This is a genomic window from Novosphingobium subterraneum (assembly GCF_000807925.1).
Taxonomy (GTDB): Bacteria; Pseudomonadota; Alphaproteobacteria; order Sphingomonadales; family Sphingomonadaceae; genus Novosphingobium; species Novosphingobium subterraneum.
Genome location: NZ_JRVC01000042.1, coordinates 1 through 11,988, shown reverse-complemented (window position 1 = coordinate 11,988; position 11,988 = coordinate 1). Strand labels below are relative to the sequence as shown.

Below are 11,988 nucleotides of genomic sequence, written 5' to 3'. Positions count from 1 at the left end.
ATCGTCCAGACCGCGAGCTCGGGCCGCTCGGTCACGTGGACCGAGTAGGCGATGGGGAGCTTCTCGGGATAGAGCCACAGCAGCAGCACGGGCAGCGCGGCGAGGTTGGGTGTGCCGCCCGCCGCAGCGAGCGTCATCACGCCTCGGTCCTGGCCATATCGGAAGGTAATCCCGAGCGGCTGCGGGTGCCCGGCAAGGCCAAGGATCGTCTCGCGTGACCGAGCGCCGAAGATGGCGTCGAGTTCGGCCGGGGGCTCGGCCTCGGCGTCCTCGCCCACCTCGGCGAGGAACAGTTCGACCGCGGCAAAGCGCGCGGCTTCCTCGCTGGTGCAGGCAAGTTCGAGGGTGAGCTTGATCGAGGACATGGCTAGGGCTTTCGTGTTGCCGCGCGCCGACGCGTCCCGTTGCCAAGGCAAGGGATAGAACGGCGACCAGGCGCGGAATTGAACGGATCAGAGAACGGGGTGGCGCTCGACGTGGGCGCGTGTTCGCGGCGGCTGGAGCTTGAAGACGGAGACGCCGTGGCTGGCGGCGATGCGCAGCGCCTGGCCGGTGCCGCCCGAGGCCTCGCCGTCGGCGGGACCGGCACCGAGTTCGAGAATCCGGTGCCGGCTCATGACGCAGCCCCCAGTGAGCTGTCGGGATACCAGGCAAGTTCCAATGCGTCCGGATGCGCTGCCTCGAACTCGGCGATGCGGCATGGGTGATGAGACCCGCACGATCCTTGAGCCCGACGTAGCCCCCGTAGAAGCGGTCACCGGCTGCAACGAACTGGGCGTGGATGTCCTCGCTCACCGCCTCGCTGGCGAAGAAGCCTGGCACGCCGGCGATGTGCGCCGGGGGCAGGACGCCGAGCATGTCGTCGAAGAAGGCCTCGCTCACCCGCGAGAGCGGGAAGCGGGCGAGCACGGCTTCGCGCGAGGCGGCCGGCAGGGTTGCGTCAGCTGCGGTCATCGCTCGCACCTCTAGTCACCTCGAAGGCCGGGATGGTCATCTCGGCGCGGGCCATCTCGCGTTTGAGATCGCGCAGCCGCGTGAAGCTGTTGATCCATGACGTGGTGAAGAGAACGAATTCGTCTTCGCTTGCCGTGTAGTCGCGCATCGGCCCTCGCCCATCGAACAGGACGATTTCGGGGAGGAACGCACCGAGGCAGCCGCCCGACCAGCGGCGGAACGGCAGGCCGTGCTCGGCGCAGAAGGCGTCGATCTCGGGAATCTGTCCGCCATTGAGCTCGGTGCCGTAGAGCTCGAGCGGCTCGCCGCCGGGCAGTGCCGCAGGATCGAAGGGTTCGCCGTCCCACTCGGTGCGCAGGTCATAGTCGGCCGCGTGCGCGGCGAAGAGGGCAAGATTTTCGCGCGGCAATGCGCCGCCGATGGTGATGTGGACGGGGGCTCGGTCGTCCATGGGCCTGGGTCCTTTCGCTTGGGTCTGATCCGACCGGCGAAGCCCCCCTCCCCTCAGCCTGATGTCGCTGTGGGCCTCCCTGCCCCCCAGCGTTCGGCTGTGCGATCGACGGCGAGTGCGCTGGAGCAGGTCTGGCACAGCGCGAAGGCTTCAGCAGGTGTGCCCGCGAGCCACTGCTCCCAGTTTTCTCGGGCGAGGACGACGGGCATGCGGTCGTGTACGTCGCCCATCTGCGGGCAGCCATCCACCATCACCATTGAATAGGCCGCGCCCCACTCTTCGGTCGGGCGCCACAGCCCTGCGACGGCAAAGACCTCTTCGCCCGCCAGCGAGTACCCGGTCCGGGTCATCTGACCCTTGATGCCCTCGGCCTCGGCCCAGGCGGTCACCGGGATCAGGCAGCGGCGGCGCTCGAAGCTTGGCCGCCAGAACGAAGTGCCGAGCTTGTCCTCACGCGCGTTGTTGACGGGCTTTGGCTTCAGCGGTTGACCGTGCTTGCCTTTGAGGACGAGAGGAAAGCCCTTGGGGCTACCCGCGTCTGGCCCTCGGCGACGGCCGGGATAGCCGGGATAGACTTCGGCGGCGAAGTTCGCGCCTGCGCCGCCGCGCGCACCGAACAGCCGGACGATTTTCCCAGGGGCCCTGGTCATGCGATACAACTTGCACATGGGGGGATGCTCGGCCGACCACCCTGCCCTGTCAATCGGAACGGGCAGCGGTGCCAGCCGTCTTGCAAACATGTTCTTTCTATGTTCTCATATCGACATGGAACAAATCGATACGTCTGCTGTCGCTCATGCGATCCTGGACGCCCCGGGCTGGGCGCGGGTCGGCATCACTGCCCCAAGCTACTGGCTGCGCGAAGATGCCGCACTCGAACTCGCACGCGTGATTGCCGACGCGGTCGACGCGCCCGCGAATGCGCCGTCATCGCAACAGTCGATCCTGCCGCTCTGAGGCCCGCTAGTTCAGCCCGCCGGGCGAGTGAGAGCGCCTCGATCTGCCGGTCGAGCGGAAACCCGAAACGCCGGGCGATCTCGGCGGCGTGTTCGAAGTCCGCAGCGTTGAAGTGGATCGAGCGGGCGAGATCCGCTAGCGTTTCGCCCTCGGGCGGCGCGGACAGGCATGGAGATGCCCGTGCGCCTGCGTCACCGCAAACGGCTTGGGGCTGGCGACGCCGACCACCCTCCTCCGTGAACACGACCAGCGTGTCGCCGGTATGGATGGCCTCGTCGCACTGGACCGCATCGTAGGCATTACCGGTACTGGCAAAGGCGTGGTGACGCCGGGTGATGAAGGCGAAGCGTTCACTGTCAGTCAGCATTCTGGTTCTCCGGACATCCCCATGCAAGCGAAGAGGCGGAACGCCGGGCGGGGGGCAGTGCCGGCGTTCCGCCTCAGACCGCGGGGGGGGGGCATCCGCGGCCTTTGCACGGAGACGGGGACCCGCTTGGGGTCCCCGCCGGTTGGAGGTGGACTTGCCGATCAGGCCTCGACGAGCGGCGGCAGCGCGCCATCGTGTTCGGTGCCGTCCTTGGCACCCACCCGGCCGCGCTTGGCAGGCGGGGTCGCGGTGCTGTCGCCCAGACCGTCGTCATTGCGCCCGTCACCGGCCTGCTCCGCGCCGAGGTCGCCGCCGGCATCGTCGGCCGGGAACATGTCGCTCTCGCCGTATTCGGCCGAACCGAGCTGGCTGTTCCTGCGACGCGGACGCTGCCAGGCGATCGCCATGGTGCCGTCCTCGCGCGGGAAAGCGGCGATGTAGAGCGGCTGCGCCATCGACGGGTCGTCGATCTTGCCCTGGTAGAAGCTCTCGCCGGTCGAGTTCGAGGATAGCTCGAAGAGCGCGCCGACGATCACCCAGCGGCGCTGGTCGTTGAGCGCGACGATCTCGTAGCGGGGTGCGCGGGGGTTGCTGGAGGTCACCGGCCGCAGGCCGATGGTGCGGGTGATGGTGAGCGTTTCGACAGAGCCGATCAGCTGGCCGTTGGCGTTCTTGCGGATTTCACCGATGTTCATGGACGTTCTCCTAGGTGGATCGATTGCGACCGAACCCCTTGTTCGATCACTCTCTTCCCACCCCCCTTCCCTCCCGGCCGTCAGGCCGAAGCTGCCGGCATCGCCCGCAGTGGTACCCAAGACCGCACAAGCGGTGTTTTCTAACCACGAGGTCGATGAACGACCAACGACAGGAATGTCGGACGTTGCTGAACAACAGGCCCGGGGGTCCGATTTGCGGTAAACTGCTTCAGGTCGCTGCGTTCGGTCAAGACGGCTGCCGACCAGAGCCAGACCCTCAGATTGACTGAATTGAACGTCGTATTTAGCCGGAAGCGGTCGATCGCTGAGGGGAAAGCAGAAGGTCAGCAAAGCGCCCCAATAGCGGCCATAAAGTCAGGCGAGGACACGCCTGAAAGCTGCCGTTCCAAAGTTTCGTCTGATTGAGGAAAATAAGCCTTCAATCGCAATAGGTCGAAAAATTTTCTTCGCGATGCGTCTTGGTCGCTGAAGTGAGGCGCATGAAATCCTCGTTAAGTTCGGCTTTGCCGTATCGTGACCGTGCACGAATTAAGTTGCTCCTTCATTATGACTTTCGGATGAGCACCACCCCAGCAATCACAAGCGCGCCGCCAGCCAGAAGCCAGGATTGATCGACAAGCAACGCGCTAGCTATGATCAATGCGGCAGCTAGAGGGCCTTTCAAGGACTGACGCTCATTGCGAAGTCCAGCGAGCTGCTCGATACTGAGCGGATCGAGCTGAACCGGCACATATCCTGACTTTGCGATCGAGTTCGCAGTGGCAAGTATGTCGGGCAAGGACGCCGACAACCCCAGCAGCTGACCGCGAAGTCTCTTCAAACCCGACCGAGCGCTGCCGAGCGAGAACCGCTCGGCGAGAAGCTCCGTCATGATCGGCCGGGTCTCTTCGGCGATGTTGTAGTCCGGTGCCAGCGATCGGACGAAGCCCTCTGCAGTCAACAAGGTACGCAGAAGAATGGCCAGATCAGGTGGCAGAACCAGTCGATAATCCCGCAACAGATCGAAAACGCGGGAAAAAATCTGCGAGAACTCGATGCCAGATAGCACGGTCCCCCTGAACTCTCCAATCAACTGATCCAGATCCACCGCGAGCGCATCGCGATCCACCTTCGGCTCCCCCGCCCATGCGAGCAGGACATCCGCGACATCGCTGGTTTCCTCACCAGCAATCGCAAGCACGAGGCGGACGATCTCGTCGCGCCTGGCCTTGGTGAGCGTCCCGACCGATCCGAAGTCGATGAAGCCGACATCCTGCTCGCCGATCAGGAAAACATTGCCGGGATGAGGGTCGCCGTGGAATTCGCCGTTCAGAATGATCATGCGCAGGACTGCGTTGGCATAGCACTTGGCGAACGCCGCCACCTCCGGATCGCCCGATGAGGCGCCCAGCGAAGACGCGGGCCTGCCGTACAGGCGTTCCTGAACGTTCACCCGCAGCCCGGTCAGTTCCCAATGGATGGCCGGGGTCCTGACGCCGATGGTTTCGAGATATGCGCCGATCCGCTCGCAGGCTCGGGATTCCGCAGCGAGGTCCATCTCCCAGGCAAGATTGCGGCCGAAGGTCCGCAGAAACTCGACTGGCCGGTAACGCGCGATGTCAGGCGAGCGTGCTTCCGCGATCTCGGCAAGACGCACAAGCAGGCGCACATCGGCTTCCATGCGCGCGGCGGTGCCCGGGCGGCGAACTTTCACGATGACCTCGCTACCGTCCCGTAGCTTGGCGGAATAGGTCTGTGCAATCGAGGCGGACGCCAGAGGCTGTTCGTCGAACTGCGCAAAGTCGTTCCGCCAGTCCTCACCCCAGCTTGAAGCAAGTACGGGCTCGATATCTGCGAAGCGCACCGGCGACACCTGATCGTGCAGGGTTGAGAATGCAGTGATCCAGTGTTCGGTAAACAGATCGCTTCGGGTGGCGAGGAGCTGCCCCAGCTTTATGCCGACTGGCCCGATGTCACGGAGGAACGCGACAACTGCGGCCGGACGAAATTCGCGAGGATCGATGACATTGCTCGAAGAGGGAATAAATCCGAGGGCTCCGGCGAGAGTCTTCGCACCGTGCCTCATTAAGATTCGGCCAATCTCCGCGGCGCGAGCGATGCTGCTGATAGGCTTTTCCGGGGGCGATGCCATGATATTACTCAGCCTCGGCCCGGAGTTGGTCCAGATTTTCCGATACCCTTGCAAGAATCTGCTGCAACGTTTGCTTCTCGTCGGCGGCAATGTCGCGCCAAAGCAGATCATGAAGCCTATCCGCGGAGCCTCTCAGTTCGGGCAGCAGATCGTCAAGCTGCTCCGTGAGGATGAGCTGCCACGCTCGCCGATCCGTCTCAGCTCGAAGCCTTTTCATCAGCCCGCGTGCGCAAAGACCTGCAACCGCCTGGCCGATGGTCGCCGATTCCAGTTCCAGTTTCTTGGCGATTTCAGCCTGCGTAAGGGCAGGATCGCGAAGAAGTTGTCCGATGATCCTCCACTGTGTCTGATTGAGACCGATCCTGGCGACCCTCGCATCGTACACTCTGCGCGCGCCGCGACTGATCTCGTCCATAAGATAGAGAATGCGGTCATCATCGGTGATGACCTTCTGCCGACGCTGAGACCGTGACATGGTATCTGGTTTTTCATCCATAGCGCTGTGTAGTCGGATAGCCTCGGATGCCCAAATGCAAACTGCTAAATGCCTTTACTATCTGTCTCACGGCTCATAGGGCGCGAGACGCGTTCACCTTTTACTGAGGCTGCCGAAAGAGTCAGATGACCGATAACTCCAACCAACCGGAGCAGGAGGGCACAACCCCAACGAAACCGCAATCGCGGCGTAGCTTGCGCATCGTGCTAATCATCGTTGGTCTTGCCGTGCTGCTTGGCGGGATCTGGTGGTACTACCGGCACGTAACCTACGGACAGTACATGCAGTCGACCGATAACGCCTATGTCGCTGCCGACAGCGTCGTTATCTCTTCCAAGGTAGCGGGATACGTCGAAGAGGTCTTCGTAGGGGAGAACGAGCAAGTAGCTCGCGGCGGAGCCCTCGTACAACTGGATCTGCGGGATTATCAGGCGCAAGCGCAGCAGGCGCGCGCACAGATCGCTGCGACCCTGGCCGGTGCCGACACAATCCGTTCTCAGGTATCCGAACAGGATGCAGCCATTCGCCAGGCGCGGGCCCAACTCGCCGCCGCGAGCGCGGCACTGGACCTCGCGAACGACCAGGTGGCGCGATATCGGCCCCTTGCAGCGACAGGAGCCGAACCGCGGGAAAAGCTAGACCAGTATGAGGCGCAGGCGCGGCAGGCGCGGGCCGAATTCGCCGCTGCGCAGGCGGCGGTGGCTGCCGCGACCGCTCGCCGGGGGACCCTGTTCGAGCAGATCAGCCAGACCCAGGCGCAGGCGGACGCTGCTCGCGCTCAGCTGGAAACAGCCGACCTTACGGTTGAATCGACCTTGCTGCGCGCCAGCAAGGCCGGCCGCGTCGGCGATCTCTCGGTCAGGGTGGGCCAGTTCGTGCAACCGGGTCAACGTTTGATGACGGTGGTTCCGGTGAGCGCGATCTACGTGACCGCGAACTTCAAAGAAACGCAGGTCGGCCTCATCCGGGCCGGCCAGAGCGTCAGGCTCGAAGTTGACGCCCTGCCAGACCTTGAGATCGCGGGACGAGTGGACAGCATATCGCCGGGAACGGGCGCGGAATTTTCCATCCTCCCCCCCGAAAATGCCACCGGCAACTTTACCAAGATCGTTCAACGGATACCCGTCCGCATCGCTATCGATGCTCCCCCTGAAGTGCGGCGTCTGCTCGTTCCCGGCATGTCGGTAGTGGCTACGGTCGACACTCGGAATGCTGCCGGCGAATTGGAAGAGATCTCGAGTCGGACTCAATGACCGAGATACTGGCAGCGCAGGACACTTCGATCGGGCCGGCCGGGAGCCGAAAGAACGCAGACGTTACTGCCTGGGTCGCTGTGGCCGCGGGCGCGCTTGGCGCCATGCTCGCGACGCTGGACATATCAATCGTCAATTCCGCACTCCCCGTCATTCAGGGCGAGATCGGTGCCACAGGCGCCGAAGGCACCTGGATTGCTACGTCATTTCTCGTTGCTGAGATTGTCGTCATTCCGCTGAGCGCTTGGCTGGAACGGCTGTTCGGTCTGCGAACCCTCCTCATCATCGCGGTCAGCGCGTTCACCGCCTTTTCGGTGCTGTGCGGGATTGCAACCGACCTTACGACAATGATCATCGGCCGCACGGGTCAGGGCTTCACGGGCGGCGTGCTCATTCCGACGGCAATGACCATCGTGGCCAAAAGGCTGCCGCCACATCAGCAGCCCATCGGAATGGCCCTGTTCGGCATGACAGTGATCCTCGGCCCCGTGATGGGGCCTTTGATCGGGGGTTGGCTGACCGAGAATCTGAGCTGGCACTATGCCTTCTTTGTCAATGTGCCGGTCTGCGGCCTGCTGCTGCTCCTGCTGTTCGTTGGCTTGCCCCACGAAAAGCCAAAGTGGGATTATCTCACTGACGCGGATTGGGCGGGCATTGTCGGGCTCATCTTGGGGCTGGGCGGACTTACGGTCGTCCTTGAGGAGGGCCACCGCGAGGAATGGTTTGAATCCTCTCTCATTCGCTGGCTCACAATCATCACAGTCGTCGGATTTGCCTCGCTGATCTACGGACAGGTGAAGGCACGCAAGCCAGTCTTGAAGTTGCAGCTCTTGTTCAATCGACAGTTCGCCAGCGTCGCGATCATGGCGCTCGCCCTGGGTATGGTGATGTATGGTTCGACCTACGTCATCCCGCAGTTCCTCGCGATCATTTCTGATTATAACGCGCTTCAGACCGGGCTGGTGATCTTCTGGATGGGCGTCCCGGCCTTCCTGTTGATGCCTGTGCTTCCCTTGATGATCCGGAAGATCGACATTCGCATCGCCGTCGGCGCCGGCATGTTGCTGATGGCGGTCAGCTGCTTTGTCAGCACCAGCCTTACAGCAGAATCCGGTGGTGCCGTTTTTACCGAGAGCCAGCTCTTGCGCGGTGTCGGCATGATCTTGTCGATGATGTTCCTGAATCAGGCGACGGTGGCTTCGGTCGCCAAGGAGGATGCCGGCGACGCCTCGGGAATTTTCAACGCGGCGCGCAATCTCGGTGGCTCTTTCGCTCTTTCGGCTCTGGCATCGTTCCAAGACCAGCGGATCTGGCATCATAGCCGGCGGATGGAAGAGACCCTGAATGCGAACAGCGTTTCGCTACAGGACTATCTCGACGGGCTGGCGCGAAACTTCGGCGGCATGGAGGGGGCGATGGCCGTCCTGAGCCGCACCCTGCAACGCGAGGCGTTCATAATGACCTACAATGACGTGTTCCTGGTTATGGGGATTCTGACCCTCGCGACGGTTCCGCTGGTCCTCTTCCTGAGGCCGCTTCCAAAAAATGTCTCCCTTTCGATGCACTGAGCCCTATATGATGCGCCGTTCGATACCATCGCTTCTCCTCATCGCCTTGCTGGCTGGCTGTACGGCTGGGCCGGACTACGCAGGCCCTCCGGAAATATTGTCGGCGGATACCGGCCATCGGTTTGTCCGCGCTGGCGAGGATGTGGGCGTCATGGACCCGGCCCTTGCCGAATGGTGGGTGCTGCTCGACGATCCTGAACTGACCCGGCTGGTCGAAACTGCGTTGTCCGAAAATCCGTCGCTCCAGGCAGCGCAGGCGCGCATCGCGCAGGCCCGGGCATCGGTCAGGCAGGATCGGGCCGGCAGAATGCCGACACTCGGAACCCAGGCCACCACTATTCAGGGTCAGCTTCCCGGCCTTGAAATTCAGGAGGGGGCACCCCCGTCCTCACAGCAACCCGATCCGGAGGCGGGAAGCGACGATGCCCTCAGCTTTTACAATGTTGGTCTCAATGCCAACTGGGAGCTGGAGTTCGCGGGCGGCTCCCGGAGGCGTATCGAGGCCGGCAACGCGCAGGCTGCGGCAACGGTCGCCAATGCGGAGGACGCAAAGGTTCAGCTGACCGCCGAAGTTGCCAATAACTACGTCAACTTGCGGGAGGCCCAGTTCCGCGCCGACCAATACCGGACGCAGATCAAGCTGCAGGAAGAAGTCCTGGCCCTAACTTATCAGCGGTATCAGCAAGGCGCGCTGCCGCTGTTCCCGGTGGGCAATGCGAACGCGGAGCTGGAGGTGCTCAAATCCCAATTCGCCGAGGCGGAGGCCGATAAAGCCGTCCTGCTAGACGCGCTTGCGATCCTGTCGGGACGGATTCCTGGATCGACGGCCGAAGACCTTTCGACGCCGCGAGATATCCCTTTGCCCCCGGATGAGGTTACTGTCGGCGATCCGGCGAGTCTGATCGCGCGTCGGCCCGACATCAGGGCGGCTGAGCGCACTCTCGCCGCTGCAACGGCCAGGATCGGGGTGGCCGAAGCGGCAAGGTTCCCGAAGCTGTCCTTTATGGGGATTCTGGGCCTTGGCGGATCTTCCCCCGACGATATCTTCGATGTAGGCGAATTTTCGGCATTGGCGATACCCCGCCTGGAATGGAACTTCCTCGATTTTGGAAGGGTCGACGCGTCGGTCGATCGCGCCGGGGCGGTCCGCGACGAAGCTGTCGCCAACTATCGTCAAACCGTCCTCGCGGCGCTACGGGATGCCGAGCGCGCTCTGGCACGATTTGGCCAACAACGCGTCGCGCTGGCAGCCAGCGCGCAGATCAAGAGCCAGGCGGATAGCGCCGCCGATCTGAACCGCCAACGTTTTGCCGCAGGAGCGATCTCGAAGGCTGACCTCAACCGGGCCCTGCGAGAACAGCAGCAGGCCTCAGCAGACCTCGTCCGGGCAAAAGGCGCCCTTACGCTGGCGTGGATCGCGCTGCAGAAGTCGCTGGGCCTTGGGTGGCAAGAGCCTGTTCGAGATCAATAGTCCCGCCGCGATGATCAAGTGATCCGGTTGACGAGAAGTAGGCGCCCCTGCCGCTGGCGACCAACTTGCCGTCGGGCTCGAGAACCCGGGTTTCCGCCACCGAAATCTGTCGCCCGATCTTCACGATCTGTCCGTGAGCAGTGAGAGGTCCTGAGGTTGCAGGACGGTGGTAATCGACATGCAGATCGGCCGTCGCTCTCGCCGCGACGCCCCCGGCAAGCAGAGTATAAAGCCCGGTGAGGTCGACCAGTGAAGCCAGGACCCCTCCATGCGCCGACCCAATCATCGGGTTCGACACGATCTCTTCGCGCCATGGCATGGTGATCGCGATTCCCTGGTCGGAGCATGTTGCAATCTCCAGCCCAAGCCATCGATGAAACGGCGCGATATTCAGCATTTCCTGCAAGCGCTCTCGATCGATCATAGCTCCCTCGTCCCCTGTGGCTGAGCCGTATCGGATGAGTGATGGCGCCGTAGGAAATCGACGATAGCGGCGGAAAAGGCATCGTTCGCATCGCCCACGACCATGTGCGTGGCATCGGCAATATCGGTGTATTCTGCATGGGGGGCGAGTTGTCGCAGATGCAATACGGCCTCTTCGGAAACAAGATCGCTAGAGGCGCCTCGGATGAGGTGAAGCGGAAGCGTGAGATTCGCCGCAGCTTGGCTGAGCATTGCCGATTGACGTTCTTGGCTGTCTGGGTCGCCTTGTCTGGCTGACATTATATTACGGATAAGCACAGGGTCCCAGTGCCAATAGAAGCGCCCATCCGGCTTCTGCCGCAGATAGCTTTTCAGACCATCGCTCGCGCCCCGCCTGGGACGATGCGGCATGTAGCGAGCGATCACGTCGGCCGCCTCCTCTGGTGAGGCGAAGCCGCTATCGACATGCTCTTCCATAAAACCAACCACGCGCATTACACCGCTGGGCGCCATGCGCGGGGCAATGTCGACCAATGTGAGTGAAGCAAAGCTACCTGGAGCAAGCTCCCCTGCGGCAATCAGTCCAGCGAGCCCGCCCAGTGAAGCGCCGACCAGCGCTGGCTTCTGGTCCAGGCGCGACGCTGCAGCGACCAGATCCGCCGCGAAGTCGCGCATTTCATAAGCTCCGCATGGCGACCAATCGCTGTCTCCGTGACCGCGCATGTCGAAGGCGATTGCGCGAAAGCCGGCTTGAGCCAGCTCGCTGACCACCCTTCTCCACGCGCGCCGTGTCTGCCCGCCGCCGTGCGCAAGAAGGACGGGTATGGCGTAGGCATCCCCCTCAGCCTCGGCTGTAAGAGAAATCGCGCCTGCGCCCTCAATCGTAAAGGTTTCTCTCGCCATCTCTGGATGGTAGGAAAGGCGCGCTAAATAGTAAACCGATTTAGTTTGTGGCTCTCGGCTCCGTGTTGGCTGTCCTGCAGGGGCGTTTCAACGACGGCAAAAGTCTATGCCAAGAGGGGTTTCTCCAGACCATTCTCTAATGCACCGGCTTGCGATTCGGTCAGCAGTCGCTGTCCGCATAATCCGCTCAAAGATATAAAAGCTGCCTTTCCGCTTCCGGCCCAAAGCACGAACCCGCTCCGCGGGAGAGTCGCTTGGGGTGCCGTAGCGTAGTATTGTTCAGGCTTTGCGTGCGGCG

Annotated in this window: 14 protein-coding genes; 6 read left to right on the top strand and 8 right to left on the bottom strand. The window is 62.6% G+C overall.

Translation table 11 applies throughout. The annotated features are described in order from the left end of the window. A partial coding sequence (locus NJ75_RS22985; RefSeq protein ID WP_039338710.1) for a hypothetical protein occupies window positions 1–365 on the bottom strand: 365 nt, incomplete at its 3' end. 78 nt (window positions 366–443) lie between these two features. Between NJ75_RS22985 and NJ75_RS24675 the strand changes: the two genes are divergently transcribed. Both NJ75_RS24675 and NJ75_RS24670 read left to right on the top strand, forming a co-directional pair. Further along, a complete protein-coding gene (locus NJ75_RS24675) occupies window positions 444–707 on the top strand; it encodes a hypothetical protein (RefSeq protein WP_156135954.1) in 264 nt (87 codons plus the stop codon). After that, a complete protein-coding gene (locus tag NJ75_RS24670; protein ID WP_039338708.1) occupies window positions 700–969 on the top strand; it encodes a hypothetical protein in 270 nt (89 codons plus the stop codon). The genes NJ75_RS24675 and NJ75_RS24670 overlap by 8 nt, the downstream gene beginning before the upstream one ends. On the opposite strand, the gene NJ75_RS22975 is transcribed toward NJ75_RS24670, so the two are convergent. Together NJ75_RS22975 and NJ75_RS22970 are read right to left on the bottom strand one after the other, a co-directional pair. Next, window positions 941–1,405 (bottom strand): hypothetical protein, encoded by a 465-nt coding sequence (locus tag NJ75_RS22975; RefSeq protein WP_039338706.1) that lies wholly within the window; start codon window positions 1,403–1,405, stop codon window positions 941–943. The genes NJ75_RS24670 and NJ75_RS22975 overlap by 29 nt on opposite strands. A gap of 53 nt (window positions 1,406–1,458) precedes the next feature. Then, entirely contained in the window at window positions 1,459–2,073 is a 615-nt protein-coding gene (locus tag NJ75_RS22970) for an SOS response-associated peptidase (protein WP_039338704.1), read from the bottom strand. Between NJ75_RS22970 and NJ75_RS25400 the strand changes: the two genes are divergently transcribed. Further along, window positions 2,054–2,362 (top strand): DUF6771 family protein, encoded by a 309-nt coding sequence (locus tag NJ75_RS25400; RefSeq protein WP_330217069.1) that lies wholly within the window; start codon window positions 2,054–2,056, stop codon window positions 2,360–2,362. The genes NJ75_RS22970 and NJ75_RS25400 overlap by 20 nt on opposite strands. A gap of 528 nt (window positions 2,363–2,890) precedes the next feature. On the opposite strand, the gene NJ75_RS22960 is transcribed toward NJ75_RS25400, so the two are convergent. The 3 genes from NJ75_RS22960 to NJ75_RS22950 all read right to left on the bottom strand — a co-directional run bounded on the left by NJ75_RS22960 (window position 2,891) and on the right by NJ75_RS22950 (window position 6,072). Further along, window positions 2,891–3,424 (bottom strand): DUF736 domain-containing protein, encoded by a 534-nt coding sequence (locus tag NJ75_RS22960; protein WP_039338701.1) that lies wholly within the window; start codon window positions 3,422–3,424, stop codon window positions 2,891–2,893. Between the two features lie 565 nt (window positions 3,425–3,989). Beyond that, the gene (locus NJ75_RS22955; protein WP_008603569.1) at window positions 3,990–5,687 is read right to left on the bottom strand and encodes an ABC1 kinase family protein; all 1,698 of its coding nucleotides are present in this window, start codon (window positions 5,685–5,687) and stop codon (window positions 3,990–3,992) included. Next, the gene (locus tag NJ75_RS22950; protein ID WP_052242797.1) at window positions 5,581–6,072 is read right to left on the bottom strand and encodes a MarR family winged helix-turn-helix transcriptional regulator; all 492 of its coding nucleotides are present in this window, start codon (window positions 6,070–6,072) and stop codon (window positions 5,581–5,583) included. Before NJ75_RS22950 ends, NJ75_RS22955 begins: the two co-directional genes overlap by 107 nt. Before the next feature lie 125 nt (window positions 6,073–6,197). Between NJ75_RS22950 and NJ75_RS22945 the strand changes: the two genes are divergently transcribed. From NJ75_RS22945 to NJ75_RS22935, 3 genes are read left to right on the top strand one after another with little or no spacing between them, the layout of a single operon-like run. Further along, the gene (locus NJ75_RS22945; RefSeq protein ID WP_039338698.1) at window positions 6,198–7,325 is read left to right on the top strand and encodes an HlyD family secretion protein; all 1,128 of its coding nucleotides are present in this window, start codon (window positions 6,198–6,200) and stop codon (window positions 7,323–7,325) included. Then, window positions 7,322–8,893: an MDR family MFS transporter gene (locus tag NJ75_RS22940; protein WP_051051489.1), complete on the top strand. Its 1,572-nt coding sequence runs from the start codon at window positions 7,322–7,324 to the stop codon at window positions 8,891–8,893. Before NJ75_RS22945 ends, NJ75_RS22940 begins: the two co-directional genes overlap by 4 nt. Window positions 8,894–8,900: 7 nt before the next feature. Then, entirely contained in the window at window positions 8,901–10,364 is a 1,464-nt protein-coding gene (locus NJ75_RS22935) for an efflux transporter outer membrane subunit (RefSeq protein WP_330217068.1), read from the top strand. Here NJ75_RS22935 and NJ75_RS22930 read toward each other — a convergent pair. Together NJ75_RS22930 and NJ75_RS22925 are read right to left on the bottom strand one after the other, a co-directional pair. Continuing rightward, window positions 10,294–10,761 carry a hotdog fold thioesterase gene (locus tag NJ75_RS22930; RefSeq protein WP_269078643.1) on the bottom strand — a complete coding sequence of 156 codons (468 nt, stop codon included), beginning with the start codon at window positions 10,759–10,761 and terminating at the stop codon, window positions 10,294–10,296. The two genes, NJ75_RS22935 and NJ75_RS22930, sit on opposite strands and share 71 nt — an antisense overlap. A gap of 23 nt (window positions 10,762–10,784) precedes the next feature. After that, window positions 10,785–11,690, bottom strand: coding sequence for an alpha/beta fold hydrolase (locus NJ75_RS22925; protein WP_038283760.1), 906 nt, complete (start codon window positions 11,688–11,690; stop codon window positions 10,785–10,787). Between the last annotated feature and the right edge of the window lie 298 nt (window positions 11,691–11,988).

Bases quoted from the DNA above. Each gene is read 5' to 3' on its own strand.
- NJ75_RS22935 (WP_330217068.1), top strand. From the start codon at position 8,901: ATGATGCGCCGTTCGATACCATCGCTTCTCCTCATCGCCTTGCTGGCT.
- NJ75_RS22940 (WP_051051489.1), top strand. From the start codon at position 7,322: ATGACCGAGATACTGGCAGCGCAGGACACTTCGATCGGGCCGGCCGGG.
- NJ75_RS22955 (WP_008603569.1), bottom strand. From the start codon at position 5,687: ATGATCTGCTTTGGCGCGACATTGCCGCCGACGAGAAGCAAACGTTGC.
- NJ75_RS22960 (WP_039338701.1), bottom strand. From the start codon at position 3,424: ATGAACATCGGTGAAATCCGCAAGAACGCCAACGGCCAGCTGATCGGC.
- NJ75_RS22975 (WP_039338706.1), bottom strand. From the start codon at position 1,405: ATGGACGACCGAGCCCCCGTCCACATCACCATCGGCGGCGCATTGCCG.
- NJ75_RS22925 (WP_038283760.1), bottom strand. From the start codon at position 11,690: ATGGCGAGAGAAACCTTTACGATTGAGGGCGCAGGCGCGATTTCTCTT.
- NJ75_RS24670 (WP_039338708.1), top strand. From the start codon at position 700: ATGGGTGATGAGACCCGCACGATCCTTGAGCCCGACGTAGCCCCCGTA.
- NJ75_RS25400 (WP_330217069.1), top strand. From the start codon at position 2,054: ATGCGATACAACTTGCACATGGGGGGATGCTCGGCCGACCACCCTGCC.
- NJ75_RS22930 (WP_269078643.1), bottom strand. From the start codon at position 10,761: ATGCTGAATATCGCGCCGTTTCATCGATGGCTTGGGCTGGAGATTGCA.
- NJ75_RS22950 (WP_052242797.1), bottom strand. From the start codon at position 6,072: ATGGATGAAAAACCAGATACCATGTCACGGTCTCAGCGTCGGCAGAAG.
- NJ75_RS22970 (WP_039338704.1), bottom strand. From the start codon at position 2,073: ATGTGCAAGTTGTATCGCATGACCAGGGCCCCTGGGAAAATCGTCCGG.
- NJ75_RS22945 (WP_039338698.1), top strand. From the start codon at position 6,198: ATGACCGATAACTCCAACCAACCGGAGCAGGAGGGCACAACCCCAACG.